18 protein-coding genes and 2 tRNA genes are annotated in these 23,985 nt (G+C 45.0%); 7 read left to right on the top strand and 13 right to left on the bottom strand.

What is annotated here, in order from left to right:
- The first annotated feature begins 54 nt into the window (after window positions 1-54).
- Genes JMX03_RS10935 through JMX03_RS10925 form a run of 4 tightly spaced genes read left to right on the top strand, consistent with a single transcriptional unit; the run spans window position 55 to window position 1,574 of the window.
- Window positions 55-462 carry an OsmC family protein gene (locus JMX03_RS10935; protein ID WP_201596754.1) on the top strand — a complete coding sequence of 136 codons (408 nt, stop codon included), beginning with the start codon at window positions 55-57 and terminating at the stop codon, window positions 460-462.
- A gap of 23 nt (window positions 463-485) precedes the next feature.
- The gene (locus JMX03_RS15415) at window positions 486-734 is read left to right on the top strand and encodes an NADPH-dependent FMN reductase family protein (protein ID WP_265090477.1); all 249 of its coding nucleotides are present in this window, start codon (window positions 486-488) and stop codon (window positions 732-734) included.
- A gap of 14 nt (window positions 735-748) precedes the next feature.
- Window positions 749-949, top strand: a complete 201-nt coding sequence (locus JMX03_RS15410; RefSeq protein ID WP_265090476.1) for a hypothetical protein — start codon at window positions 749-751, stop codon at window positions 947-949.
- Window position 950: 1 nt separating this feature from the next.
- Complete coding sequence (locus tag JMX03_RS10925; protein ID WP_201596752.1) at window positions 951-1,574, top strand: DUF938 domain-containing protein; 624 nt, start codon at window positions 951-953, stop codon at window positions 1,572-1,574.
- Window positions 1,575-1,688: 114 nt separating this feature from the next.
- On the opposite strand, the gene ppc is transcribed toward JMX03_RS10925, so the two are convergent.
- Complete coding sequence (gene ppc / locus JMX03_RS10920; RefSeq protein ID WP_201596750.1) at window positions 1,689-4,457, bottom strand: phosphoenolpyruvate carboxylase; 2,769 nt, start codon at window positions 4,455-4,457, stop codon at window positions 1,689-1,691.
- Window positions 4,458-4,530: 73 nt separating this feature from the next.
- Window positions 4,531-5,358: a dienelactone hydrolase family protein gene (locus JMX03_RS10915; protein ID WP_201596748.1), complete on the bottom strand. Its 828-nt coding sequence runs from the start codon at window positions 5,356-5,358 to the stop codon at window positions 4,531-4,533.
- 407 nt (window positions 5,359-5,765) lie between these two features.
- Between JMX03_RS10915 and JMX03_RS10910 the strand changes: the two genes are divergently transcribed.
- Window positions 5,766-7,853, top strand: coding sequence for a catalase (locus tag JMX03_RS10910; protein WP_201596746.1), 2,088 nt, complete (start codon window positions 5,766-5,768; stop codon window positions 7,851-7,853).
- Between the two features lie 286 nt (window positions 7,854-8,139).
- Window positions 8,140-8,934 (top strand): MBL fold metallo-hydrolase, encoded by a 795-nt coding sequence (locus JMX03_RS10905; RefSeq protein ID WP_201596744.1) that lies wholly within the window; start codon window positions 8,140-8,142, stop codon window positions 8,932-8,934.
- A 53-nt stretch (window positions 8,935-8,987) separates the two neighbouring features.
- On the opposite strand, the gene JMX03_RS10900 is transcribed toward JMX03_RS10905, so the two are convergent.
- The 7 genes from JMX03_RS10900 to leuS all read right to left on the bottom strand — a co-directional run bounded on the left by JMX03_RS10900 (window position 8,988) and on the right by leuS (window position 18,207).
- A tRNA-Lys gene (locus JMX03_RS10900) sits at window positions 8,988-9,063 on the bottom strand.
- Window positions 9,064-9,351: 288 nt separating this feature from the next.
- Window positions 9,352-9,427, bottom strand: a tRNA-Lys gene (locus JMX03_RS10895).
- A 442-nt stretch (window positions 9,428-9,869) separates the two neighbouring features.
- The gene (locus JMX03_RS10890; protein WP_201596742.1) at window positions 9,870-11,867 is read right to left on the bottom strand and encodes a MacB family efflux pump subunit; all 1,998 of its coding nucleotides are present in this window, start codon (window positions 11,865-11,867) and stop codon (window positions 9,870-9,872) included.
- An 89-nt stretch (window positions 11,868-11,956) separates the two neighbouring features.
- On the bottom strand, window positions 11,957-13,291 hold the full coding sequence (locus JMX03_RS10885; protein WP_201596740.1) for an efflux RND transporter periplasmic adaptor subunit: 1,335 nt from the start codon (window positions 13,289-13,291) through the stop codon (window positions 11,957-11,959).
- A 255-nt stretch (window positions 13,292-13,546) separates the two neighbouring features.
- A complete protein-coding gene (holA, locus tag JMX03_RS10880; protein ID WP_201596738.1) occupies window positions 13,547-14,623 on the bottom strand; it encodes a DNA polymerase III subunit delta in 1,077 nt (358 codons plus the stop codon).
- Between the two features lie 88 nt (window positions 14,624-14,711).
- Window positions 14,712-15,422, bottom strand: coding sequence for an LPS-assembly lipoprotein LptE (locus tag JMX03_RS10875; RefSeq protein ID WP_227695644.1), 711 nt, complete (start codon window positions 15,420-15,422; stop codon window positions 14,712-14,714).
- 70 nt (window positions 15,423-15,492) lie between these two features.
- Window positions 15,493-18,207, bottom strand: coding sequence for a leucine--tRNA ligase (gene leuS / locus JMX03_RS10870; protein ID WP_201596736.1), 2,715 nt, complete (start codon window positions 18,205-18,207; stop codon window positions 15,493-15,495).
- A gap of 207 nt (window positions 18,208-18,414) precedes the next feature.
- Between leuS and JMX03_RS10865 the strand changes: the two genes are divergently transcribed.
- Window positions 18,415-18,780, top strand: a complete 366-nt coding sequence (locus JMX03_RS10865; protein WP_201596734.1) for a Spx/MgsR family RNA polymerase-binding regulatory protein — start codon at window positions 18,415-18,417, stop codon at window positions 18,778-18,780.
- A gap of 86 nt (window positions 18,781-18,866) precedes the next feature.
- On the opposite strand, the gene argB is transcribed toward JMX03_RS10865, so the two are convergent.
- From argB to JMX03_RS10845, 4 genes are all read right to left on the bottom strand, one after another.
- A complete protein-coding gene (argB, locus tag JMX03_RS10860) occupies window positions 18,867-19,778 on the bottom strand; it encodes an acetylglutamate kinase (RefSeq protein ID WP_201598055.1) in 912 nt (303 codons plus the stop codon).
- A 131-nt stretch (window positions 19,779-19,909) separates the two neighbouring features.
- The gene (locus JMX03_RS10855) at window positions 19,910-21,838 is read right to left on the bottom strand and encodes a phosphohexomutase domain-containing protein (protein WP_201596733.1); all 1,929 of its coding nucleotides are present in this window, start codon (window positions 21,836-21,838) and stop codon (window positions 19,910-19,912) included.
- A gap of 138 nt (window positions 21,839-21,976) precedes the next feature.
- Window positions 21,977-22,441 (bottom strand): dUTP diphosphatase, encoded by a 465-nt coding sequence (dut, locus tag JMX03_RS10850; RefSeq protein ID WP_201596731.1) that lies wholly within the window; start codon window positions 22,439-22,441, stop codon window positions 21,977-21,979.
- Window positions 22,442-22,528: 87 nt separating this feature from the next.
- Complete coding sequence (locus tag JMX03_RS10845) at window positions 22,529-23,932, bottom strand: magnesium transporter (protein WP_201596729.1); 1,404 nt, start codon at window positions 23,930-23,932, stop codon at window positions 22,529-22,531.
- Window positions 23,933-23,985 lie beyond the last annotated feature (53 nt).

Raw genomic sequence — 23,985 nt, 5'->3', positions numbered from 1 at the left:
AGGAAGATATTTTTAAATATATATTTAATATTGATAACTATATAAGAGAAATCTATGACAACTTCAAAAGTAACCTACCAAGGCGACTTGCGTACTAGTGCTATTCACTTGCAATCAAACAATGACATTATTACGGATGCGCCAACAGATAATCAGGGCAAGGGTGAGGCTTTTTCACCGACTGATCTATTAGCGACAAGCTTAGCCAGCTGTATGCTAACGATCATTGGTATTAAAGCCCGTGATATGAAAATCGACATTGCAGGTACCACAGCTGAGGTGACTAAAATAATGGCTGCTGAGCCAAGACGTGTCAGTGAAATACATGTCGAGATTACTTTTAATCAAGCGTTAGACGATAAAACGCAAAAAATATTTTATAACACTGCGCTTACTTGTCCGGTTGCGAAAAGTATCCATCCTGATATCATTCAAAAGGTGACTATTAATTCCAAAAACTAGTAACCTCTATAAAGGTGATTGAAATGGCTAGCAAAACCTTACTTATTGTCGCGCATGCGCCATCACCGAATACCAAAAAGCTAGCGCAAGCAGCCTATGATGGCGCTAATCACCCTGAGTTAGATATCAACGTCATACTCAAATCGCCTCAAGATACGCAACCTGAAGATGTGTTGGCAGCCGATGCATTATTATTAGGCACGACTGAGAACTTGGCTTATATGGCGGGACTGACCAAAGACTTTTTGATCGCTGTTATTATCCAGTTTTAGAGAAAAAGCAGGGCATGCCGTTTGCGCTTTATATTCGAGCTGGGTTTGACGGTACGGGTACCAAGCTTGCCATAAAGACCATTACCACTGGATTGCGCTGGGAATGGATTCAAGAAGCGCTGATTTTACAAGGTGATTGGCAAGAGGTATTTACTGAGCAAGTCGAAGAACTTGCCATGACACTTGCCGCTGGATTAGAAGCAGGTATTTATTAATATGATAGCCAACTTACCCTTTTCACAAGCTTGCGAAAATAATAAACAGCCAACCTTATCTGTTTTGCAAAAAGAGCTAAAAGACTCCCTGCATGTGTTAGAAGTTGGCTCAGGCACTGGTCAGCATAGCGTCTATTTTGCACCCAGATTAGCGCATTTGACATGGCAAACCAGTGATGTTGTCAATAATCATGCAAGTATCAATGCGTGGCACGCTGCTCATCCTGCCGCTAACTTATATGCACCGCTTGCTTTTGATTTAGCTCACGATCCCGTGCCAGTGAATGAGGCCGTTGCTGCACCTTATGATGCGGTATTTACGGCCAATACTCTGCATATAATCTCTTGGCCTTTGGTTGAGCAATTATTTAACTTGGTTGGAGGCGTACTACCTGCACACGGAAAGCTGATCGTATACGGGCCATTTAACGAAAACGGACACTATACCAGTGGGAGTAACCAGCAGTTTGATATTAGCTTACGGCAGCGTGATGCAAACAGCGGCATTCGTAATTTAGAAGACATCATAGAATTAGCAGAACAACATCGTTTAACATTAAATGAGAGATATGCGATGCCTGCGAACAATCAAATATTAGTCTTTCAAAAGTTATCATTAGACTAAAAGTTATTTTCAAACTAGGCATAAAAAACTGAGTTGACTCACTGCAATAAAACAATGAAATCAACTCAGTTAGAAAACTAGTTCAAACCATTAAGGATATTGCTATTCTTAACGCTAACCTGTATTGCGTAATCCTGCCGCTAGGGCGTTGATACTACGAATCAATGGGTCTTCTACAGCGAGTTTATCCTCTGCTGTGTCTTTTTGGCGCATGCGTTTGAGTAGCTCGATTTGAATATAATTAATCGGGTCTAAGTAGGCATTACGCCACTCCAAGGAATGAGCCAAGTCTTGTTGATTTGCAAGTAAAGACTCCTGATCTAGCAATGAGTTAAGACCTGCGTTGGTAAGTTCATGCTCATCAATGACTGCCTGCATTATTTGCTCGCGTAAGGTTTCATCCTCACATAATTGGCTGTATGCACGGGCAATACTCATCTCAGATTTGGTAAAGGCCATTTCAATATTGCTGATAAAGGCACTGAAAAACGGCCAGTTTTTATTCATTTCCTTCATCAAGTCTTCATCTTGTTTGACACTATCTAAAGCGCTGCCCACTCCGTACCAAGCAGGGAGGGTGAAGCGCGCCAATGACCAGCCAAATACCCAAGGTATCGCCCGAATGGTAGACTTACTTGGCAGTCCTTTTTTACGATGGGCAGGACGTGAGCCAATATTGAGCAATGAAATCTCTTGAACAGGTGTGGCTTCAGAATAAAATTTATAGAAGCCTTCTGTGTTATCAGTCAGGGCACGGTATTGCTGATCACCAGCATCTGCCAATCGAGCAAATAGGGTTTCATACCTATCAAGCTGTGTTGGTTGTGCCACAAATCGTGACGAACTGGCTTTTAGCGCACCAGTGATGCCCATGGTTAATTCAAAGACCGCCGTATCTGGATTGGCATACTTAGCGTAAAGTACTTCACCTTGCTCAGTGAACTTGATTTGCCCGTTTAAGGTGCCCGCAGGTTGGGCGGCGATGGCTTGATGGGTGGAGCCGCCCCCGCGACTGACAGAGCCACCGCGGCCATGGAACAGCCGTGTACTGATGCCATATTTATTGGCAATATTGGTAATGGTTTGCTGAGCGCTATACAGCTGCCAAGCCGAGGTAATAATGCCGCCATCTTTTGAAGAATCTGAGTAGCCAAGCATGATTTCTTGCAGGTTCCCTGAGTGCTCGAGTAGCTCACGATATAGTGGGTTTTCTAGAATCGTAGGCATGATCTTGTCAATATTTTTAAGATCTTCAATGGTTTCAAATAAGGGGGCAACAGGTAAGGCAGCAAATAAATGACCTTCATTATTGATGCCAGATAAGCCCGCAAAACGCATCAGTAGAAGCACTTCTAACAGTTGACTGGCGTTATTGGTCATGGAGATAACATAGCTACCAAAAGTATCTTCGCCAACCAGTTTGCGTAATTTCGCCACAGAGTTCATCAAGTTAAGCTGTTCACGCGTCTGCTCGCTTAAATTATCGCTATAAATAAGCGGTGTGCCAGGGTTTTCTAATAAACGTGTTAACCACTGTTGGCGCTCTGTTTCGCTGAGTGATTGATAGTCTGGTAGATTGGAAGCACTGGCAAAAATGTCAGCAATGACTTCGCCGTGATATCCTGAATCTTGGCGAATATCGAGAGATGCCAAGTGAAATCCGCAGGTTTTTACCAAGCGAATGGTATCAAGCAGCAAACCTTCGCCATGAGCCTGGTCATGGGTGTTCACACTTTGGCGAATGAGTCGTAAGTCATCTAACAAGGCTTGGGGGGTTGAATAGGCATCTTTTCCGGCCTCACTATCTGTTCCTTGGCTTTGGATATGCTGGTTGGTCGCTTTTATTTTGGCAAGAATGATGGACAGTAGTCTTCGGTACGGCTCGTTATGATAATCTTCAGGATTATAGAAGAAGACTTTTTGATCAAGCTCGCTGTAGTCTTTGATGCGGGCATAAATATCTGGGGCAATGTCGACAATCGTGTTGCTATGAATAAGCTCGCGGCGCAGCTTTCTGATGAGGACTTGGTAATGACGGAGCACCGTATTGGCATGCATCAGTACTGCCATCTCGGTAGTTTCGTGAGTGACGAAGGGATTACCATCTCTATCGCCACCAATCCAAGAGCCAAAGCTGACAAAAGCGGGTAGGGGATAGTCGGTGAGTTCTGGGTAGACTTCGACTATGGCATCTTTGGTATTACGATACACCTTTGGAATGGCGGTGAATAAACTGGCATCAAAATAGTGCAAGCCGTTGTTTATTTCATCATAAACCAATGGTTTGCGAGTACGGACTTCGTCTGACGACCAAAGCAAATCAATGGTTTCTGCGGTTTTTTGTTTGGCTTGCTCAAAGGCTAGGCTGCCTTCGGGATAATCGCTCATGGCATCTGTATGCTCGTATAGCGTTTGCAAGATATTCATGGTGGTGCGTCTACGAGCTTCGGTGGGATGTGCCGTAAAAACGGGAATAAATTTAAGATCGTCGATGAGCTCTTTTATTTGATCAGGCTCAATGTTACGTTCACGGCACTCTAGTAAAGTGCGGCGAAATGAGCCTTCCCAGCTTTGGTTGGACTCGGCACGCATGGCACGGCGCTGCTCACGTAGGTAGTTTTCTTCAGTCAAGTTTGCAAGAAAAAAGTATATAGAGAACGCACGAATGACGTTTTTTAATGTTTGATTGTCTAACGAGGCAATGAGGTCGATGAGCTGCTGTTTGTGCGCTGCATTGTGCTCGCGACGCTCCTGAATAAAGCCTTTACGCAAGGTCTCAATGGTATGGACAGTGTCTTCCCCAGATTGGCGAGAAATGGCCTCACCCAAAAATGATCCTAACAATCTAACACGTGTACGCAATAATTCGTTCTTTAGTAACATGAATGTCTTCCTTGTCTTCTAACAGACTGGTTAATAAATAAGGTTCGCTCTTCTTATAGGGTACAAACTAAAGTTATTTATATGCATTGGCTAAAAAATCTGTATAACGTCTCCAAGAGCGCTCATCGGCACGAGCATTGTATCTATCAGGATTATTGAAGTCAGTAAAGGCATGGACTGCACCGCTATAAGTCAGCATCTCATGGGGTACTCCACTGGTTTCTAACGTCTTACCAAGGGCGGTAAAATCCTCAAACGGCACGGCTTCGTCGGCACTGCCATGAAAGACTAAAATCTCACCCTTCGTTTTATCATAAGTTTGACCCGCTGGCAGCTCAGGCCCCCCATGAAAAGGCACAAACGCTTTTTGCGGAAATCCTGAACGCGCAAGCTCTAAGGCCACACTACCACCAAAACAATAGCCCATCGTCACGCCTTCACGGACGTTATTACCTTGCTCTTGCCCTGCATTTAATGCCCCTTGCAGTAAACGGCGCATTTTGCTGCGGTCATCATATAGCGCTGCGGTTAGGCGCTTCTTATCTGCCAACTCAGTGGGACGAACACCAGTGCCAAACATATCTGCTGCGAACACGTTGTAGCCTTGCTTAGCCAACATGTCGGCACGTTTGCGCTCATAGTCTGTTAGCCCATCCCAATCATGAATGAGCAAGATAAAAGGCGCATTGGCTTTATCTGCTTTTGCATAATAGCCTTGGTAAGGCTGCTCGTCCACCGTATAGGTAATATCTTTGGTAGTAATTGCGGCCGCCGTTTGGCTAAAGCTCAGTGCCATCAAGCCCATCGAGGTTGCAAGCATTAATGAGCAGATTCGCTTAGGTGAAGAGTTGGATGGAGAATCGGATGATAAGTTAGATGTGGTCAATGATTTAAGTAACATAATAGTTAGCCTCATAATTTAATAGAAGAGAGATAAATATGTGGCTAAAGACACTGTCCATTTATTTATCATCGATGTGTAAGCCTTTATCAAAGCATACCTGAAAGAATGTCTGCATGACAATAACTCATTATTAATACCTACAATTTCAAAGACGGCTACAGACTCGATGTTAAGTGTATAGAATTTAACCAAATATCAACACGCTTAACGATATATGTGACATAAATGATTGGTTTTTTTAAGTAATATAATTGATGAGCATATTTTTCAAATCAAACAGTGCTAATACACAGATAAGCAATTGACAGTTGAAGTCACTATGAAGCTCCAAGGATAAAAATACTGTGTAATGGCTTTTTGATGGTCTCATCAGAGTCCATTTTACTCATCAGCTAGGATATATTATGAAAAAGGATTTAGATCATACCGACCCCGCCAAGAGTATGAATACGGAACGTGGCAATGGAGGCGAGACCCATCAGCGCGCAGGGGATGACAGTACAGTTTTAACGACCCAGCAAGGTGTCGTGATTTCAGATAATCAAAACTCTCTAAAAGTAGGCGCACGAGGGCCAACTCTATTGGAAGATTTTGTATTACGTGAAAAGATTCATCATTTTGACCATGAGCGTATTCCTGAGCGTATCGTTCATGCGCGTGGTAGTGCTGCGCACGGTTATTTTGAACTAACAGAGTCATTAGAAGAATATACCACTGCGAAAATTTTGAACGAAACAGGTAAACAGACGCCATTGTTTACGCGCTTTTCTACGGTTGCTGGTAATAAGGGCTCAAAAGATACACCACGTGATGTACGCGGTTTTGCCGTGAAGATCTATACCGAAGAAGGTAACTGGGATATCGTTGGTAACAACATGCCAATCTTCTTTATTCAAGATGCGATGAAATTCCCAGACCTTATCCATGCGGTAAAACCAGAGCCTGATCGCGGCTTCCCGCAAGCAGCATCTGCCCATGATACGTTCTGGGATTTTGTGTCGTTAAGTCCTGAGACTATGCATAATCTAATCTGGCTGATGAGTGATCGCGCTCTGCCACGTAGCTTACGCATGATGGAAGGTTTTGGCATTCACAGCTATCGTTTGATTAATAAAGATGGTAAGAGTACCTTTGTGCGTTTCCATTGGAAGCCAGTACTTGGTGTGCAGTCAACCACATGGGATGAGGCAGTAAAAATCTCAGGTGCTGACCCTGACTATCATCGTCGTGATTTGTTTGAATCAATAAATAACGGCGACTATCCTGAGTGGGAGTTTGGCGTCCAGTTATTTACCGAAGAAGAAGCCAATGAATTCCCATTTGACCATTTAGACGCAACTAAACTGATTCCAGAAGAAATGGTACCAGTGAAAGTAGTCGGTAAAATGGTACTCAATCGTTATCCGGATAATTTCTTTGCGGAAACGGAGCAGGTTGCGTTCTGTCCATCACACTTGCCACCTGGTATCGACTTCAGTAATGATCCATTACTACAAGGTCGTCTATTTAGCTACTTAGATACTCAGCTGTCACGTTTAGGCTCGCCAAACTTTGCCCAAATTCCTATCAATGCACCAAAATGTCCGTTTGCTAACAATCAGCAAGACGGTCATATGCAGATGCAAGTGCCTAAAACACGAACTCTTTATGAGCCGCAAAGCTTAGATCCAACCAGACCACGTGAGAGCGCCAAACGTGGCTTTGAGTCATTCCATGAGCAGTTAGATGATGGCGTAAAAGGGCGCGTACGTGCGGAGAGCTTCGCCGATCATTATAGCCAACCGCGTATGTTCTACCGTAGTCAGACACCAGCTGAGCAAGCACATATTGCTTCTGCTTACGCGTTTGAGCTTGGTAAGGTGGATACGGCACATGTACGTACTCGTATGCTAAGTCATCTGCCTCATATCGATGAAGACTTGGCAAATCGGGTGGCAAAAGCGCTTGGTATGGAGTTGCCAGAACCCGCTGATGCAGCCGCTCCAGTACAAGATATGGCGACTTCCGATGCCTTACAAACGATTGGTCTGACGCCTAAGAGTTTAAAAGGGCGTTTGATTGGTATCTTGGTTGCTGATGGATCCAAACACAGTGAAATCCAAAAGTTTGAAGATGCGGCAAAAGAGCAGGGCGCTAGCGTAAAAATTGTTGCACCTAATAAGGAAGTTGTGTTGGATGACGATACACGCATACAAGCAGATGAGCGTCTCGCTGGTGGTCCTTCAGTGATGTTTGATGCAGTAGTTAGTATCATCATGCCTGATCAAGCTAAGAAGCTTGCCAAAGACAGCTCAGCATTGGATTGGTTTAACGATGCTTATGGACATTGTAAGGCGATTTCTTATTGCGGTGCGACCGATGAATTTATCTTAAGTAAGCTACCTATCGAAAAAGACAGCTTTGTTACGCCATTGGCTGAGTTAGATAGCTTTATTGAAAACGCCAAATCACGTCTGTGGGAACGTGAGCCAAAGGTTCGTGATCTTGCCTAGTTAAATCAGTAATGGCTAGCTTAGCAAAGTTCAGCATTGATTAAAAAATGCTGACTACAATCCCAATTATCAAATACATTATCTTAAACTCAGCCTCTGTGCTGAGTTTTTGCTTTTTTTGATAATAAATTTATAAGTTTTTCGTTCAAGTATCATATAGGTTTTATTATCTATGGTCACAAGCGTTCACTCAAAGTCGTTTATTTAAAATTACTGAGCGCTATACTAAAGCTCATTGCTTACATTGAAAGGAAGTCTCACAACGATAGTGGGGCAGGGAATACAAATGAGTTTATGTGAAATTGTACGCCTAGATGGATATATTCAGAGTACGTACCTTGCGGTATATCCAGATAAAATTATGTTACTGGACGGTGGTTGCCGCCCTGATGTAGCAATGGTGCTAGACTATATTAAGACAATATTACAGCGGCCAATAACCGATCTAAAAGTAGTCGTGGTCACCCATATGCATCCTGATCATGCAGGCGGGGCGCAAAAATTTAGAGAAGCGACAGGCTGCCTGATTGTATCTGCAGATAAGAAGGATCAGTGGTATAAAGGGCTTGGCGGGCGAGCCATGCATCTGGTAGATATGAGTCTGGCGCATTACGTGGCAAGGCGTCAAGGGCGCTCACCTAGAAACTTGTACTATCCAGCCCATCTTAATCCTGATTTTGTCGTTAAAGATAGAGATTGTGTGCCAGGATTTGATGAATGGCAAGTGCTTGAAACGCCAGGACATACAGATCGTGATTTATCTTTGTTTCATGTGCCGAGTCGCAAAGTATATACGGCAGATTTGATTATTAAGCTACGTCATAAATTCGTGGCACCGTTTCCCATCTATGATCCTAAAGTCTATATTCAGTCGCTGCAAAAAATAAAAGCGTTAAAGCCATCAGTAGTCATGATGGCACATGGACGTGAGCTGGCGATAGATGAAGCGACTTTTGATATGCTGATTACTCAAGCGCCTAAGCATCCACGTACGATCAAAGATACCATCAAGCATAAGTTGCTGTGGCGAAAAGATGCTGACTTTAGTATTTTTAAGCGCAACCGTAAAGCTAAGCGTTAAAAAGTCATAAAAAAAGCCCAGTCATTATAATTAATGACTGGGCTTTTGGAATATGGTGGACCGACCGCGACTCGAACGCGGGACCAATTGATTAAAAGTCAACTGCTCTACCAACTGAGCTATCGGTCCTGAGCGAGGATAAAATGAAGTACTACTTCATCCGAGCGCAAGAGAATTTACATTTTCGTAAATTCTAAAAGCTATGTATCCAAACTAAGGGTTGCAATTATTCGCAAGAGAAAATCCTTTAAATAGGATTTTCTAATACTTATGCATATAATCAATGTATCTGACTGTATGCAAGAGAATTTCCCTTAAAGGGGAAATTCTAAAAACTAAACATCATAATGATGTCTTTTAAACTTATTAAACAACTACCGGATAGGGCAGAACGAATAACAAGAACTAAATTAAATATGGTGGACCGACCGCGACTCGAACGCGGGACCAATTGATTAAAAGTCAACTGCTCTACCAACTGAGCTATCGGTCCTGAGCGAGGATAAAATGAAGTACTACTTCATCCGAGCGCAAGAGAATTTACATTTTCGTAAATTCTAAAAGCTATGTATCCAAACTAAGGGTTGCAATTATTCGCAAGAGAAAATCCTTTAAATAGGATTTTCTAATACTTATGCATATAATCAATGTATCTGATCGTATACAAGCGAACTTACATTTTCGTAAATTCTAATAACTTAAATTCTCTTTATATCGACTTATCGATATCAACAGAGGCATCAAGCTTGTTCTCTCGTTTAGATTGTTTGTATCTCTAAACGTGAGAGCACATTATATATATAATTATGACAATTACAACCCCACTTCATCAAAAAAGTGCAAATCTTAAGGAAAATAGTATATTTCTTCAGTTTTTCATCATTTTATATATTTTTGGCACTTTATAACTGGCACATCGTATCAGTAATCGGTCGTTAATCTCTCGAAAGGGCTTCAACAGGATCCAGTTTGGCCGCATTACGCGCCGGTAAAAAGCCGAAAATGACACCGATGAGTGTTGAGCATACAAATGCAGCAATAATAGAGGTCGGGGAGTAGATAACTTTAAAACTCTCACCGCCAACGCGGTTGATTAGCTCACCAATGGCAAATGCCAGTCCAATCCCAAGTAGTCCACCTAGAATACATACCAAAATAGCTTCTATTAAAAACTGTTGTAAGATATCGCTTTGGCGTGCACCGACTGCCATACGTACCCCAATCTCATTGGTGCGCTCAGTGACTGAGACTAACATGATATTCATGACGCCAATACCACCAACCACTAGAGATATAATTGCGATGGATGAGATCAATAAAGTCATGGCTGTGGTGGTAGACTCAATGGTTTGACGGATAGAGTCTGAATTGCGTATGCGAAAATCGTCGGTACCATGGCGACTTATCATCAGTGTGGAGATTGCCGATTCTGCAGCAGAGGATGAAATACTATCATCAATCAAAGCGACGAAGCGTTGGATATTGGGACTACCTACCAGACGTGACATCATCGTTGTGTAGGGCATATATAGGGTTGGAGAGTCCACCTGCCCACCAAATCCGCCATCATTAGGCGCAAGCACGCCAATGATGCGCCCAGGTACATTACCAATGAGCACAACCTCGCCGATGGGGTTGGCAGTATCAGGGAAAAAGGTCTGCTTGGCGTTGTCATCAATAATAATGTCTTGGGTACGTCGTAAGATGCTTTGCTCATCGAAGCCTTGACCTCGGATTAGGGTCTCACCTGTGACCGCTAGGTAGTCTTTGCCCACACCGCTAACGCTAGCGGCTTCTTGTACGTTACGGTAACGCACATTCATATTGCTATCGAGCTGAGGGCTGACACTGACGACATAAGGCTGATCTGCAACTGCTTGTGCGTCATCAGGTGTTAGATTGTCATCACCATAATTTCGCCTAGGGTCACCCCAAGGATAACCATCAATAACGGTGATGGTATTGGTGCCAAGTGAGCTGATATTGGCCAGTATTTGCTCCTGTGAGCCTTTACCGAGACCCACGACCGATACGACTGAAGCGATACCGATGATGATGCCAAGCATGGTAAGCAAGGTGCGCATTTTGTGAGCGCGCATCGCTAACAGTGACATCTTAAATGCTTCAGATAGACGGTCAAGAAAGCTACTAAAAGCACTCTTGCGATGTTTGTTGACGGCGGCTTTTGGTTGCGTTGGTTTTTTCTGATACGGTTCGTTTTTATAATCAGCGATCACGTAGCCGTCTTTTAGCTCGATCACCCGCTCGGCTTGCGCGGCAAGGTTGGGGTCGTGAGTGACCATGATGATAGTGTGCCCTTGAGCATTCAAGTCATGCAGTATTTGCATCACATCGTCGCCTGACTTGCTATCGAGCGCACCTGTCGGCTCATCAGCTAAGATAACATCGCCACCGTTCATCAGTGCGCGTGCGATGGACACACGTTGCTGTTGTCCACCTGACAGCTGGTTTGGGCGGTTATTGACTTTATCCGCCAGTCCTAAGTCTACTAGCAGCTTTTCGGCACGCTCGCTACGGGCTTGTCCGTCCATACCTGCATAAACGGCCGGAACAGCGACGTTATCTCTTGCACTAATGTCACCAAGTAAATGATAACGTTGAAAAATAAAACCAAAGTGCTCGCGGCGCAGCTTGGCCAGATCGTCTGCTTCTAAGCGGCTGACAGACTGTCCAAACACTTTGTAATCACCACTACTGGCTTGGTCTAGGCAGCCCAAGATATTCATCAAAGTAGACTTGCCTGAGCCCGACTGGCCAATGATGGCGACCATCTCGCCTTGATTGATACTCAGCTCAATATCATGTAGCACACGAATAGTCTGCTCACCAGCTTTAAACTCTTTATTCAGTCCCTTGACCTGCATCAAGGGGATGTCTGCTGAGGTAGTAGAGGTGGTGTTTTTGCTGTTCATTGGTGATGCTGCCTATATCAATACTGCTTATATAAATCAATGTCAGAGTGTTATCTGTGTTGGCGGTACGCTAAGATTAGTGCTTAGCATTAAAATGGGCGTCTGCCACTTCTGCCTTGACTGCTAAGTGCTGAGCCTTCTTCGCTCAAAATCACCTCATCACCTTCATTCAAACCGCTTAAGATTTGGGCATCGACACGGTTATTAATACCGACTTTTACTATTTGTTCAGTGACCTCACCATCTGCTTGTAGCACGCGAACCATGGCTGTTTTTACGCTAGGATCTTCATTGGCAACATCAGGTTTTTTGGTTTTACCCGCAGGCTGTAATGCAGCCGCTGGAATCAGTAAGGTGTCTTTTGCTTCATTAATGACAATATAAACTTGGGCAGTCATGTCAATACGAAAGCGGCGATCGGTATTTGGTACTTCGATATAGCCGACATAATAAATCGCAGAATCAGTCGAGCTGGTATCACTGATGCGTTCAGGTGCTGGCTCGATGGCTTTGAGAACTGCATCAAACTTTTGATCAGGATTACCGATGACATTGAAGTAAACGGGCATACCAGCATCGACGTTGATGACATCGGCTTCGGAGATTTGCGCGTTAATACGTACCGTTGATAAATCTGCTAATGTCACGATGGTTGGAGCCGTTTGGTTGGCGTTGACGGTAGTGCCTTGTTCGGTAGTAATGGAAACCACCGTGCCTGAGATAGGCGCACGAATGGTGGTGTAGCTGAGATCTTCCTCAGCAGTGCTGACGTTAGTCTGTGCTTTGCGTAGCGCCGCTTGTTGACTGTTTATGTTGGCTTGTGTCGTGGCAATGGCGGCTTTGGCATTATCGATGGCGGCGCGCGCATTGGCAACGGCGGCCTTGGCGGTCTCAACGCGGGTCGCTTGCGTGTCATACTCTTGCTGCGAGATCGCATCAATGGCGACCAAAGACTGCAGGCGGGTAAAATCAGACTGTGCTTGCTTAAGCTCAGACTGGCGGCTAGCAAGGTCAGCATACGCGCTCTTTAGGCTGGCTTGACGGCTTAATGACTCTGCTTGTGCGCTTTGTATGGCCGCTTCACTTTGCTCGAGGCTGGCTTGTTGATTGCTTAAGTTGTTCTTTTGTGTGACTTGGTCGATTTGTGCGATGAGGTCGCCTTGCTGTACTTGATCACCCACTTCTACGTATAGACGCTTTACCTCACCAGATACCTGCGCACCGACATCCACGGTATTTAACGCTTTGACTTTACCAGAGGCCATGACGTTATTTTCTATATCGCCAATCTCAGCTATCGCTGTCAGATAGTTGGGTGTGGCATCTTTTGGTTTAAAGAAGGTATAGGCTAAAGCCCCTAAAGCTAGGATAATTAAGGCGATGACAGCCCATTTAATAGCAGACTTTTTGCTTATTTTGCGCATGACAACAATCCAATCACAATTAAATCAAGTGTAGCTATAGTAGAGAGTTCAGGGGCAAAAGGGAATAGCAATTAGTTTACGAAAGGTTAAGGTGTCTTTGGAGAAGGTAAGAGAAGCACAGGCTAAGCGTCATGATTGGGGAAGACAGTTCATTTTAGAGATGATAAGAAAATCAACTTTAGATAGGAGGGGGTGTTGGCATAGCTGATCAAAGAATAGAGATGGTAAAGCTTAGATAGCAAAAACAAGAGATACTTATCGAGCCGTAAACAAGCGTTTTCCAGATAACTCAAGCGCTGCCTGCAATAGCAACTCCCACGCTGGCTGGCGGACAAGGCCTTTGATCGCTTGATCACAGCGATACAGTAGGGCAGGCCACTGTGCAGTTTGCGCTTTTGACTGACGGCGGCATGCCCCTTGATATAAGCTTTGCTTGCTACGCCAAATACCTAGCACTTGCGGGTCTTGCCCATCCATCAATTGCATAATCTGACGCATGTCTTTGCTGATTGCCCAGAGTACTAAGGTCGTCGGCTCATCAGTGGCTTTGAGTTGAAAGATGATCTTTGCCACTTGCGCGCTATTACCTGCCAGCATCGCATCTGATAAATCAAAGACGCTAAATTGAGCGTCACTGACCAAGGCTGCCTGTAAGTCTTTGATATCCAAGGCCACTTCCGTAGAAGGCTTGGCAGAGGCGTGGCTGTCATTATTGGTATCAACGCTATTGGCCATCAGCTCTGGAGCAAATAGATAAGATAGCCGCCATAACGTCTGGTAAGCACTTAAGAGATGATGCTCAGTATGTGACATGAGCAGTTGCCAAGCATCTTGAGACAGTCGTAACCCAAACTGCTGCGCACGTATTTGCAACAGCTGCTGACGTTGCTGTTCGTTATATAAGTTGCAGTCAATGACGTGGCCATATTGAGCAAACGGCGCAAACCATTTACTGCTTTGAGAACGCTTGTCTTGTTTGGGCGTTAGCCATAATAAACTATGACTGTGTGCACCCGTCTGCGCATCCTGGGCGAAGCGCTCTAACTCAGCGATCACGGCTTTGTCAGGTTTATGATTGCCAGTCACGATAAGCGCGCTTGCATCATCAAACAAAGACTGGCTACCTAGCTCTGACAAAACCTCTTGCCAGCTTTTAACGGATATCAGCTCAATGCGCTTGATGGCGTAATTTTGTGCGCGCCAATGCGGACGCATGGCATCGATAAGCCATTGACTCAGTAGTGGCTCATCACCATGCGCCAGCCACAAGCCCGCTACTGCAACGGAAGGTTGCAATAGTTTTGGGTAGGCTTGAATAAAGGTATCTTGCATCAGTAATGAGCTATCATCTTTTAAGGTTAAGAAAGATTATAAAATAAAGGTAAGTAATAATATCTATTAAGAGCTTGTAAAGGTTTCGCTATGGACTTGGCGCAATGACAGTTGTTGTCTCCGAGCTTTTAATCATTTGCACTGATTTGTTGGCGCTGCTTGGAGCTACTTTAGGCAGTGCAATAGCGACATATTGATCTGTGATACGGCGTGCCAAGCTATCATAGAGCCAATCACGAATTTGAGTACCTTGTTGATCATCGGTACTGACTGAGGCCTCGTTATATTGGTAGCTACGCTCAACTTGGATAGGATTGGTGAGCGTCACAGGTTTACCGTTTTCCAAAGTCTGATAGCTGACATCTGCTGATAACACCAAGCGGATTTCTGTTAAGACGCCGACCAGCTCATAACGTTTAAAGCGTACATTATTGACAGTAATAGTGGCAATCTGATCAGCAGTCGCACGGTTGGCATTCTCTATCACTGCGATACTATCAACTACTTCGATACCTAAAGCCTCTAGGCTTCGCGTTAACGGCAGTTTTAGTGGAAACGAGGTGCGATTGTCCTCAATGATGACCGCTGTCTTGTCTACATCAAATTTCAGGGGTGCATCATAGCCACGCAGCTGAAAACCGCAACCACTTAGCGTAGCTGCCGTACCAAGCACTGCAAACATCGGCAGGGAGGCGAGGAGTATCGTTGCCAGTTTTTGCCCACGATGTTTCTTTGCTACATTGCTTTGTGCCTGTGTTTGCACTTGCTGTGGCGGCACAGCTCGATGCTTGTACGACATAATCGCTATCCTTATTTTTGATAAAAAGGCTAGAAACACTAAGTGTCAATGTTTCGATGCTTCAATTAGCCTAGCCTGCAACCACAATGTTTACCAGCTTATTTGGCACGACGATTTCTTTTTTGATCTCACCCGTAAGGAATTTTGCCACACTCTCAATAGCGCGCGCCTGAGCTTTTAGCTGTTCAGGGTCGCTATTAGGCGCCACATCCATCTTACCGCGTACCTTACCATTGACCTGTACCACCATGGTCACCGTATCCTGTACCAAAGCGCTAGCATCAACTTCTGGATAAAGCATGGTGACAGTGTCGATACCTAGCTGCTCAAGTAAGTACTCACCAACGTGCGGGGCATAAGCTGATAGCATAATGAGCAAGTCGACAAGTGCTTCGTGCTGTACTTGCAGGTCTTGCTCGTTACTGGCTTTAAAGCTGCCCAGCTCGTTGGCAAGCTCCATTAAACTGGAGACTGGCGTGTTGAGTGCCAAGCGCTCGCCCAAATCGCTATCAATCTTGGCTACGGTCTCATGAGTCTTACGGCGCAAGTTTTTGGCAGCTTTGCTTAAGCCGTTGGTGTCTAATGCAGTCGTATTTAGTGTATCAAGCGCTAGGTTTGCAGTAGCTAATGCTTGCATATGGTCAGTAGCGATACGCCACACTTTTTTGACGAAGTTATAAGGGCCTTTTAGGGCATCATCCGACCATTCAAGCGTCTGATCTGCGGGCGCGGTAAATAGCGTATATAGACGCACCGTATCAGCGCCGTATTGATCAATCGTCGTTTGTGGGTCGACGCCGTTGTTTTTTGACTTCGACATCTTTTCGATTTTACCGATAGTCACTGGCTGTCCATCTGCTTTTAGGATGGCCTTAATCGGTTGTCCACGCTCGTTGTAGTCAATATCGATATCAGCTGGGAAGTAGTAAGTGGTACTACCATCTGCATTGACACGATAGAAAGTACCAGCCAATACCATACCTTGAGTCATTAAGTTGGCAAATGGCTCATCACCTGAGACCAGTGATTCATCACGCATCAACTTATGGAAAAAACGCGCATAAAGCAGATGCATAACGGCGTGCTCTACACCGCCGACGTACTGATCGACTGGCAACCACTTATTAGCAGCAGACTTGTTGACCATGTTTTGAGTGTCTTGTGGACTGGCAAAACGAGCATAGTACCAGCTCGATTCAACGAAGGTATCAAAGGTGTCAGTTTCACGCTCAGCTGGATTGCCACATTTTGGGCAAGTGGTATTTACAAACTCTGGCATGTTTTTTAGAGGGTTGCCACGACCATCAGGGACGACGTCAGTCGGTAGTACGACGGGCAAGTCCTGCTCTTCGACAGGTACGTTGCCGCAATGCTCACAGTTAACCATTGGGATAGGGCAGCCCCAATAGCGCTGGCGAGATACACCCCAATCCCGCAGGCGATATTGGATTTTTTGATTGGCAAGACCTTGCGGCTCAAGTTTGGCGAGCATGGCCTCAAAGACTTGCTCAAAGTCCATTCCATCGAACTCGCCTGAGTTTATTAAAGTATTGCGTTCTGTATAAGCAAGGTTTGGCTCAGAACCATCCGCCTTGGCTTCGGCGATAATAGACTCAGCATAACCATCAGGGGACTGAATAACTTGTTTGATAGGTAAGTTGTATTTGGTTGCAAACTCATAATCACGTTCATCATGAGCAGGAACGGCCATCACTGCGCCTGAACCATAGCTCATCAGTACGTAGTTTGCGACCCAAACAGGTATTTCTTCACCCGTTAGCGGATGGGTAACCGTAAGGCCCGTGTCCATGCCTACTTTATCCGCTTTGGCAAGATCAGCCTCAGCCACTGAGCCTTTTTTGCAAGCAGTACAAAAATCAGCGATGGCTTTGTTGTTTTCAGCCGCATATTCAGCCAAAGAATGCTCTGCTGCGACAGCGACATAGGTCACACCCATCAGGGTGTCAGGACGAGTAGTAAAGACATCTAAGGTGTTCGTTTCACCTGCAATATTGTATGGGAAATGAACTTCCATACCCGCGCTACGGCCAATCCAATTGCGCTGCATGGTGAGTACTTCAGAGGGCCAGTGGCCTTCAAGTTGATCTAGATCATCAAGTAGCTCATCAGCATAATCGGTGATATTGAAGTAGTACATAGGGATGTCGCGCTTTTCGACAAGCGCACCACTACGCCAGCCTTTACCGTCAATGACCTGCTCGTTGGCTAATACAGTATTGTCAATGGGATCCCAGTTGACCGTGGCAAGCTTTTTGTAGACCAAGCCTTTTTTGTACAATTGCAAAAACAACCACTGCTCCCACTGATAATACTCAGGGCCACAGGTAGCAAATTCACGTGACCAGTCAATGGATAGACCCAACAACTTGAGCTGTGCACGCATGCTACCAATATTTGCAAACGTCCATTCGGCAGGTGGCGTCTGGTTGGCAATGGCAGCGTTTTCGGCTGGCAAGCCAAAGCCATCCCAGCCCATTGGCTGCATGACATCATAGCCTTTGAGGCGATAATAACGGCTCAGTACGTCAGAGATCGTATAGTTACGCACGTGCCCCATATGTAGCTTACCGCTTGGATAAGGGAACATGGAGAGCATATAACGGCTTGGCTTATCGCTTGGCTCATTACTCACGTCAAAGCGTTTGTCAGTCGCCCACTTGGCTTGCTGCTGCGCTTCGATTAGCTGCGGTTGATAAGACTCAATACCTGCATCAGTGATGTTTGATTGTTGATTATTGGTTTGGGTGGTTTGCAAGTTGCTCATTGTCGGCTCAAATTGGTTAACACAGATAAAAGGGTGAATTTTTACAATGCCATAGCATAGCGTAATTCGGCAAAAATTGCGATGATATGATGGTTTGCCTGCTCGATAAGTTTGTTGTTAAAAATGGCCTATGGTTGACGTTAGCGTCTACATTTCGCCAGTGTTAGGTATAATGAGATGAATAATGATAATTGACTTGGAGTTTATATGACCATCACTATTTACGGTATCAAATCATGCGGCACGATGAAAAAGGCCTTTACTACCCTTGACGAGCTGGACGTAAGCTATGATTTTCATGATTATAAAAAACAAGGTATCGAGAAATCTAGCATACAACGCTGGGTAGAGGAGCTTGGTATTGATAAAGTATTGAATAAGCGCGGCACCACATGGCGCAAACTAACCGATGAGCAAAAGCAGGCAGCTGATGCAAGTGTAGACACCGCCATTGATTTGCTGGTAGAGAATACCAGTATGATTAAACGACCAATTGTAGAAGGCGAGGTCGAAAACCAGTCGATACTATTGTGTGGCTTTGACGAAGCCGAATACCATAAAGCTTTTTCATAAAAGATGCTGTTTTAGTCGACTATAAAAAATCCCGAGCTTAGGTCTTAAGTTCGGGATTTTCGTGTTACATGCTTTATTCGATATTTCTAGCTTAACGAAGTATCCAAATCACGGCTGATAAGCGTACCAACCCCTTCGTTGGTGAAAATCTCTAATAGCGTTGCATGTGGCACACGGCCATCGACAATGACGGCGCTTTTGACGCCACTACGTACCGCATCAAGCGCGCACTGAATCTTAGGAATCATGCCACCTGAGATCGTACCATCTTCGATTAGGCTATCGACTTTCTTTGGCGTTAGGCCGGTCACGACTTTGCCATCACGACCCAAAACGCCTTTGATATTGGTTAATAGCATCAGCTTTTCTGCTTGCAAAAACTCCGCAACTTTCCCAGCGACCAAGTCAGCATTGATATTATAGGTATTGCCGTCTTCATCAACCCCAAGCGGTGCAATCACTGGAATGAAGTTAGAAGCGATGAGCATATTAATCACATCTTTATTGACGCTGACCACCTCACCGACAAAGCCTAAATCTATAGGCGTCGTCATGCCTTTTTCATCAGTTTTTTCTACCATAAGCTTTTTGGCTTGAATAAGGTTAGCATCTTTACCCGTCAGCCCAATGGCGCTGCCACCATGCTTGTTGATGAGGCTAACGATAGATTTATTAACTCCGCCGCCCAGTACCATCTCGACGATGTCCATGGTGCGTTTATCCGTCACGCGCATGCCGTCAATACGGTCAGACTGGCGCCCCAGCTCTTTTAGTAAGTTGTCAACTTGCGGGCCACCGCCATGTACGACTACTGGATGGAGACCGACCGTTTTTAACAGCACTATATCGCGTGCAAACGAGCTTTCTAGAGCAGGGTCGGCCATCGCATTACCGCCATATTTTACCACGATCAACTTGCCAACAAAGCGTTGGATATAAGGCAAGGCTGTGGTTAACACTTCAGCGGTAATCTTGGCGTCATCTAAATTAAGCGACATCATGCTCTCCTAGAACATTGGTATAAAAACAGGTCAAAAGTAAGGGTTTAGAGTAAGTATTTAAAGTATCCATGCAAGCTAGTAAATAGCATTATATATAAGAATCATTTATGCGAATCATTATTATTACATTATTCAGGTCGGACAGTTGCAATCTGCTCAGCTATTTGACTGTCGAACACTTGGCATAACTCTACAAAGCGTGATTGTACATATTGCATATCTGCTAAGCTATCTCCTGCAAAGCGCACTGTGAGACTGTGGCTGGTATTTGACTGACGTACGACACCAAACCCACGGGTGAAGTCTAAGCGCACCCCATCAATACGAGACAGGCGCGTTCCTGCTGGTAATAGTTGCTGCGCTTGTGCTTTTGTGATTGGCTGTAGCCCCTTAAAACACTGGCATGCTGAATTGTCCAAAGCCGCGGTTGGTAGTGCGAGTTTCTGCGAATGATCGGCAGGTATCACAGCAGGTTGAGCGCCAGCACCCTCATTCAGAGACTGTAAATAATGACAAAGCGTTGCCAAATGCTCAATGAGCGAGCAAGAGCTGGAAGGGTTTTCTGGCAATGGCAAATAAGTGTCAGAAGTATTGACCAAAACGGGTAGATACTGCGTGATATCCGTCAGCCGATAAGGCAGGCTTGCTCTTTTAGGTGCACCCCATGAATCGGCGTTGAGAGGTAAAGTAGAATGACTAGAGGTGTTAATATTTGCATGAAAAAAGGCAGTGATATTGGATTCTACCATAGTCGATACTAACCAATGTATTAGCCGTAGTCCAGCATACATTGCATCATCATAAACAATGAAGTAACTGTCATTAAAAATAAAATGACCTGATAATTCACCAGCAAATATCGCTTGGCTATAATCAGACTGTAGCTGCTGCCGCATAATACTGCTGCCGGTCTTGCTCATCGTTGGCAGCGCGCCATTTTTTTTGAGTAGGCGTGGCAGATGATGAGAGCATTTAACATCAAATAAAACCTGCGGTGCGTCTGATGTTTGAGATGGGTTAGGGCGTTCAGAGATTGCTACTTGTGCTAATAGATATAACAGATGATCAGGGGTGACGACCTTGCCTCTATTATCAACGACCATTAGTCTGTCACCATCACCATCAAACGCCAGACCGATATCGGCTTCGTTGACAATGACAGTTTGTTGCAGCTCGGCCAGACGGTTGGGCTCAGTAGGGTCGGGGTTACCAGCGGGGAAACTGCCGTCAGGCGTATCATTGAGTATGATAACTCGCTGGCAAAACTGTGCGAATAATGGTTGAGCGATATTGCTGGTTGCGCCATGCATACAGTCAATAACGACCGTCAAATCGAGCTTGTCAGGTGAGCTGTTGTGCTGGTTTGTACTGCTATTTTGTTGTTTGATATGTGCAAATACTTGTGTAATCGCTTCAATATAAGTGTCCACCACAATATCGGACGGTAAGTTAACAATGCTGCTAGTAAGGGAACTAGAGGAGCATTCATCACTTGACTCTAAAGACAGGAGTTTCGACTTGTTTTTTTTCTGAGAAATGTTGGGTTTTGATGGGTTAATAACCGTTAAACTATGATAGAAGTCTTGAATATCTTCGCTACTAGGAGAGCTTTTATTCACTAGCCATTTGATACCTAGGGTGTTTTTTTCTGAATGGCTGGCAGTCACCATAATGCCGTGGCCATCATATCGCTGTGCCCAAAACACCATCATCGGCGTGGTAATGAGTCCCAATTGTACAACGGTCAATCCGTTTTGGCTCAAAATATTGGCAAGCATGTGCGCAATATCGTCACTACCAAAGCGGACATCATAACCAATGACTACAGTCGTGGTTGCACGTTTAGTATCATTGGATTGAGAGTTTGTATGAGCCAATGCACTGTTTTTAAGCTGTTTTTTTTCTTTATGCCTTGTTTGTGAGTGGCTGTGTTGCGTTTTATAGAGATGCGCGAAAGCCATTCCCAGCGCTTGAATAAATTCAGTTGTAAAGTAGTGACGATCACCGCGAATGTCATAAGCACGAAATAGGGGGAGCTGTGCAGCAAAGGTCGGCATGACTACAATCTCCTTATTTCCCTATGTAAGAGTAAAGCGGCAAAGCAATCAAATAGCCTGCCGCTGCTGCGAATGTTCAGTATTATTGCTGCAAGATAACGGTTTTGATATAAAGGCTTTAATATAACTGTTTTTAGCTTATTGACGACCTGAGTGGCCAAAACCGCCTGCACCACGCGCGCTTTTATCGCTGAATTCTGAGACCACTTCAAACTCAGGGCGAGCGACTGGCACTACAATGTATTGTGCCATACGTTCCGCAGGATTAAGTATAAAATCTTGACTACTGCGGTTCCAAATACTGACCATCAGCTCGCCTTGATAGTCTGCATCGATAAGTCCCACTAGATTGCCTAGTACGATTCCATGTTTATGACCAAGGCCTGAGCGTGGCAGAATCATGCCAGCATAGTTAGGATCTTGGATGTACACTGCCAGACCTGTGCCTACTAAATGCGTCGCGCCTGCCTTAATCGTTAGCGGCTCATCAATACAGGCGCGCAAATCTATACCAGCCGAGCCATCGGTCGCCCGTGTTGGTAGAGAAAAAGCCTCATCTTGGGTAAGTTTTGGATTCAGAACTTTGACTTGTACAGCTTGCATAACACACTCACTTTAGGTTTTAGCAGGTTAGATAAATTGGGGTAAATGTTGATTCTGATATTGGCTATTTGTCATTGGTTATGAGAGTTATAGGATTAATACGCTGGCCAGTCCCAAGAACGACATAAAGCCGACGATATCGGTCACGGTGGTCAATATCACTGAGGCTGATAAGGCAGGGTCGATATCCATGCGCTTCAGCATCAAGGGTATACTGATGCCAGAGACATTAGCAGCGGTCATATTAATCGCGATTGCAAAGCCAATCACTGCACTGATTTTGACATCTTGGAACCACAGCTGCGCAATAAACGCCATGATCACTGCCCATATGATACCGTTTATCGCGCCGACCCACAGCTCTTTGTTGAGCAGCCACAGTCGGTTGGAACCACCGATTTGACCCATGGCCATACCGCGTATCACCACGGTCAATGTTTGCGAGCCCGCAATACCGCCCATACTCGCCACTACTGGCATCAGGATCGCCAGTGCTACGACCTTTGCCAGTACTGCTTCGAACTGACCGATCACAGCTGCTGCTAATAGTGCAGTACAGAGGTTAATGCCCAGCCAGATACTACGACTTTTGGCGCTGGTCAAGATAGGCGCAAACAATTCTTCATCATCACTGACACCAGCCAAGTGCTTCATCGTACTATCGACATCATCTTGGATAATCTCCATGATGTCTTCAGCATTTAGCTGGCCTACCAACTCGCCAAAGTCGTTCACAACTGGCGCAAAGCTGATATCTGCTGAGCGAAACACTGCGGCGGCGTCTTGGATATCCATGCGATCATTGATAGTAATGGCAGGGTCTATCCATTGCTCAACTAAGGAGCTTTGCGGGTATTTGATCAGGTCAACCAAGCTCAGTAACCCCATAAGCTGATAGCTTTGATCCACCACAATGAGCTCTTGAGTTTGGTCATCGAGCAGATCCTCTTCGCCGCGTAGCCAGTTTTGTACCTGCTCAAGGCTGATATTGCCCTGAATCTGAATGGTGTCGGGATCCATATAGTCACCGACTTCCCAGTCCTCATAGGTATTTAATTGGTTGACCTGTACACGAATGTCATCGTCAAGGTTGGCCATGACTTCGGTACGGACATCTTCTTCTACCGTATCCAAAATCTCAGCGATGTCACGTGCATCAAGGTCTTCTGCCAGCGTTTCAATCTCGCCCGCTTGCATGTTTTCCATTAACGAGGGACGGATATCATCCTCAACCTCGGCAAGTACCTCACCTTTGATATCTAAAGGAACTTGCTGCCAAATTAGCCGCCTGTCGTTACCAGGGAAGGACTCAAGCAGGTTGGCAATTTCATACTCAGATTGTTCCGCCAAAAACTCAGCCATCATCGGCGAGTCGTTTTCTGCAACCAAGGTCTGCAAATAAATGAGCTTGTCTTCAGCGCTATATTCTGCCGGATTATACTCTGTCTGCACTTTAGGCGGTTGTTCTGAGCTAGGCGTGGGAGCAGACATAGGCTTTCCAAAAATATAAAATTATGAATATAGTAGATTCAGTTTAAAAGTGT

The sequence above is a fragment of the Psychrobacter fulvigenes genome (assembly GCF_904846155.1).
GTDB lineage: Bacteria > Pseudomonadota > Gammaproteobacteria > Pseudomonadales > Moraxellaceae > Psychrobacter > Psychrobacter fulvigenes.
The sequence above is the reverse complement of the archived record's forward strand: the minus strand, read 5'-3'. Positions and strand labels throughout refer to the sequence as shown.

Bases quoted from the DNA above. Each gene is read 5' to 3' on its own strand.
- JMX03_RS10935 (WP_201596754.1), top strand. From the start codon at position 55: ATGACAACTTCAAAAGTAACCTACCAAGGCGACTTGCGTACTAGTGCT.
- JMX03_RS15415 (WP_265090477.1), top strand. From the start codon at position 486: ATGGCTAGCAAAACCTTACTTATTGTCGCGCATGCGCCATCACCGAAT.
- JMX03_RS15410 (WP_265090476.1), top strand. From the start codon at position 749: ATGCCGTTTGCGCTTTATATTCGAGCTGGGTTTGACGGTACGGGTACC.
- JMX03_RS10925 (WP_201596752.1), top strand. From the start codon at position 951: ATGATAGCCAACTTACCCTTTTCACAAGCTTGCGAAAATAATAAACAG.
- ppc (WP_201596750.1), bottom strand. From the start codon at position 4,457: ATGTTACTAAAGAACGAATTATTGCGTACACGTGTTAGATTGTTAGGA.
- JMX03_RS10915 (WP_201596748.1), bottom strand. From the start codon at position 5,358: ATGTTACTTAAATCATTGACCACATCTAACTTATCATCCGATTCTCCA.
- JMX03_RS10910 (WP_201596746.1), top strand. From the start codon at position 5,766: ATGAAAAAGGATTTAGATCATACCGACCCCGCCAAGAGTATGAATACG.
- JMX03_RS10905 (WP_201596744.1), top strand. From the start codon at position 8,140: ATGAGTTTATGTGAAATTGTACGCCTAGATGGATATATTCAGAGTACG.
- JMX03_RS10890 (WP_201596742.1), bottom strand. From the start codon at position 11,867: ATGAACAGCAAAAACACCACCTCTACTACCTCAGCAGACATCCCCTTG.
- JMX03_RS10885 (WP_201596740.1), bottom strand. From the start codon at position 13,291: ATGCGCAAAATAAGCAAAAAGTCTGCTATTAAATGGGCTGTCATCGCC.
- holA (WP_201596738.1), bottom strand. From the start codon at position 14,623: ATGCAAGATACCTTTATTCAAGCCTACCCAAAACTATTGCAACCTTCC.
- JMX03_RS10875 (WP_227695644.1), bottom strand. From the start codon at position 15,422: ATGTCGTACAAGCATCGAGCTGTGCCGCCACAGCAAGTGCAAACACAG.
- leuS (WP_201596736.1), bottom strand. From the start codon at position 18,207: ATGAGCAACTTGCAAACCACCCAAACCAATAATCAACAATCAAACATC.
- JMX03_RS10865 (WP_201596734.1), top strand. From the start codon at position 18,415: ATGACCATCACTATTTACGGTATCAAATCATGCGGCACGATGAAAAAG.
- argB (WP_201598055.1), bottom strand. From the start codon at position 19,778: ATGTCGCTTAATTTAGATGACGCCAAGATTACCGCTGAAGTGTTAACC.
- JMX03_RS10855 (WP_201596733.1), bottom strand. From the start codon at position 21,838: ATGCCGACCTTTGCTGCACAGCTCCCCCTATTTCGTGCTTATGACATT.
- dut (WP_201596731.1), bottom strand. From the start codon at position 22,441: ATGCAAGCTGTACAAGTCAAAGTTCTGAATCCAAAACTTACCCAAGAT.
- JMX03_RS10845 (WP_201596729.1), bottom strand. From the start codon at position 23,932: ATGTCTGCTCCCACGCCTAGCTCAGAACAACCGCCTAAAGTGCAGACA.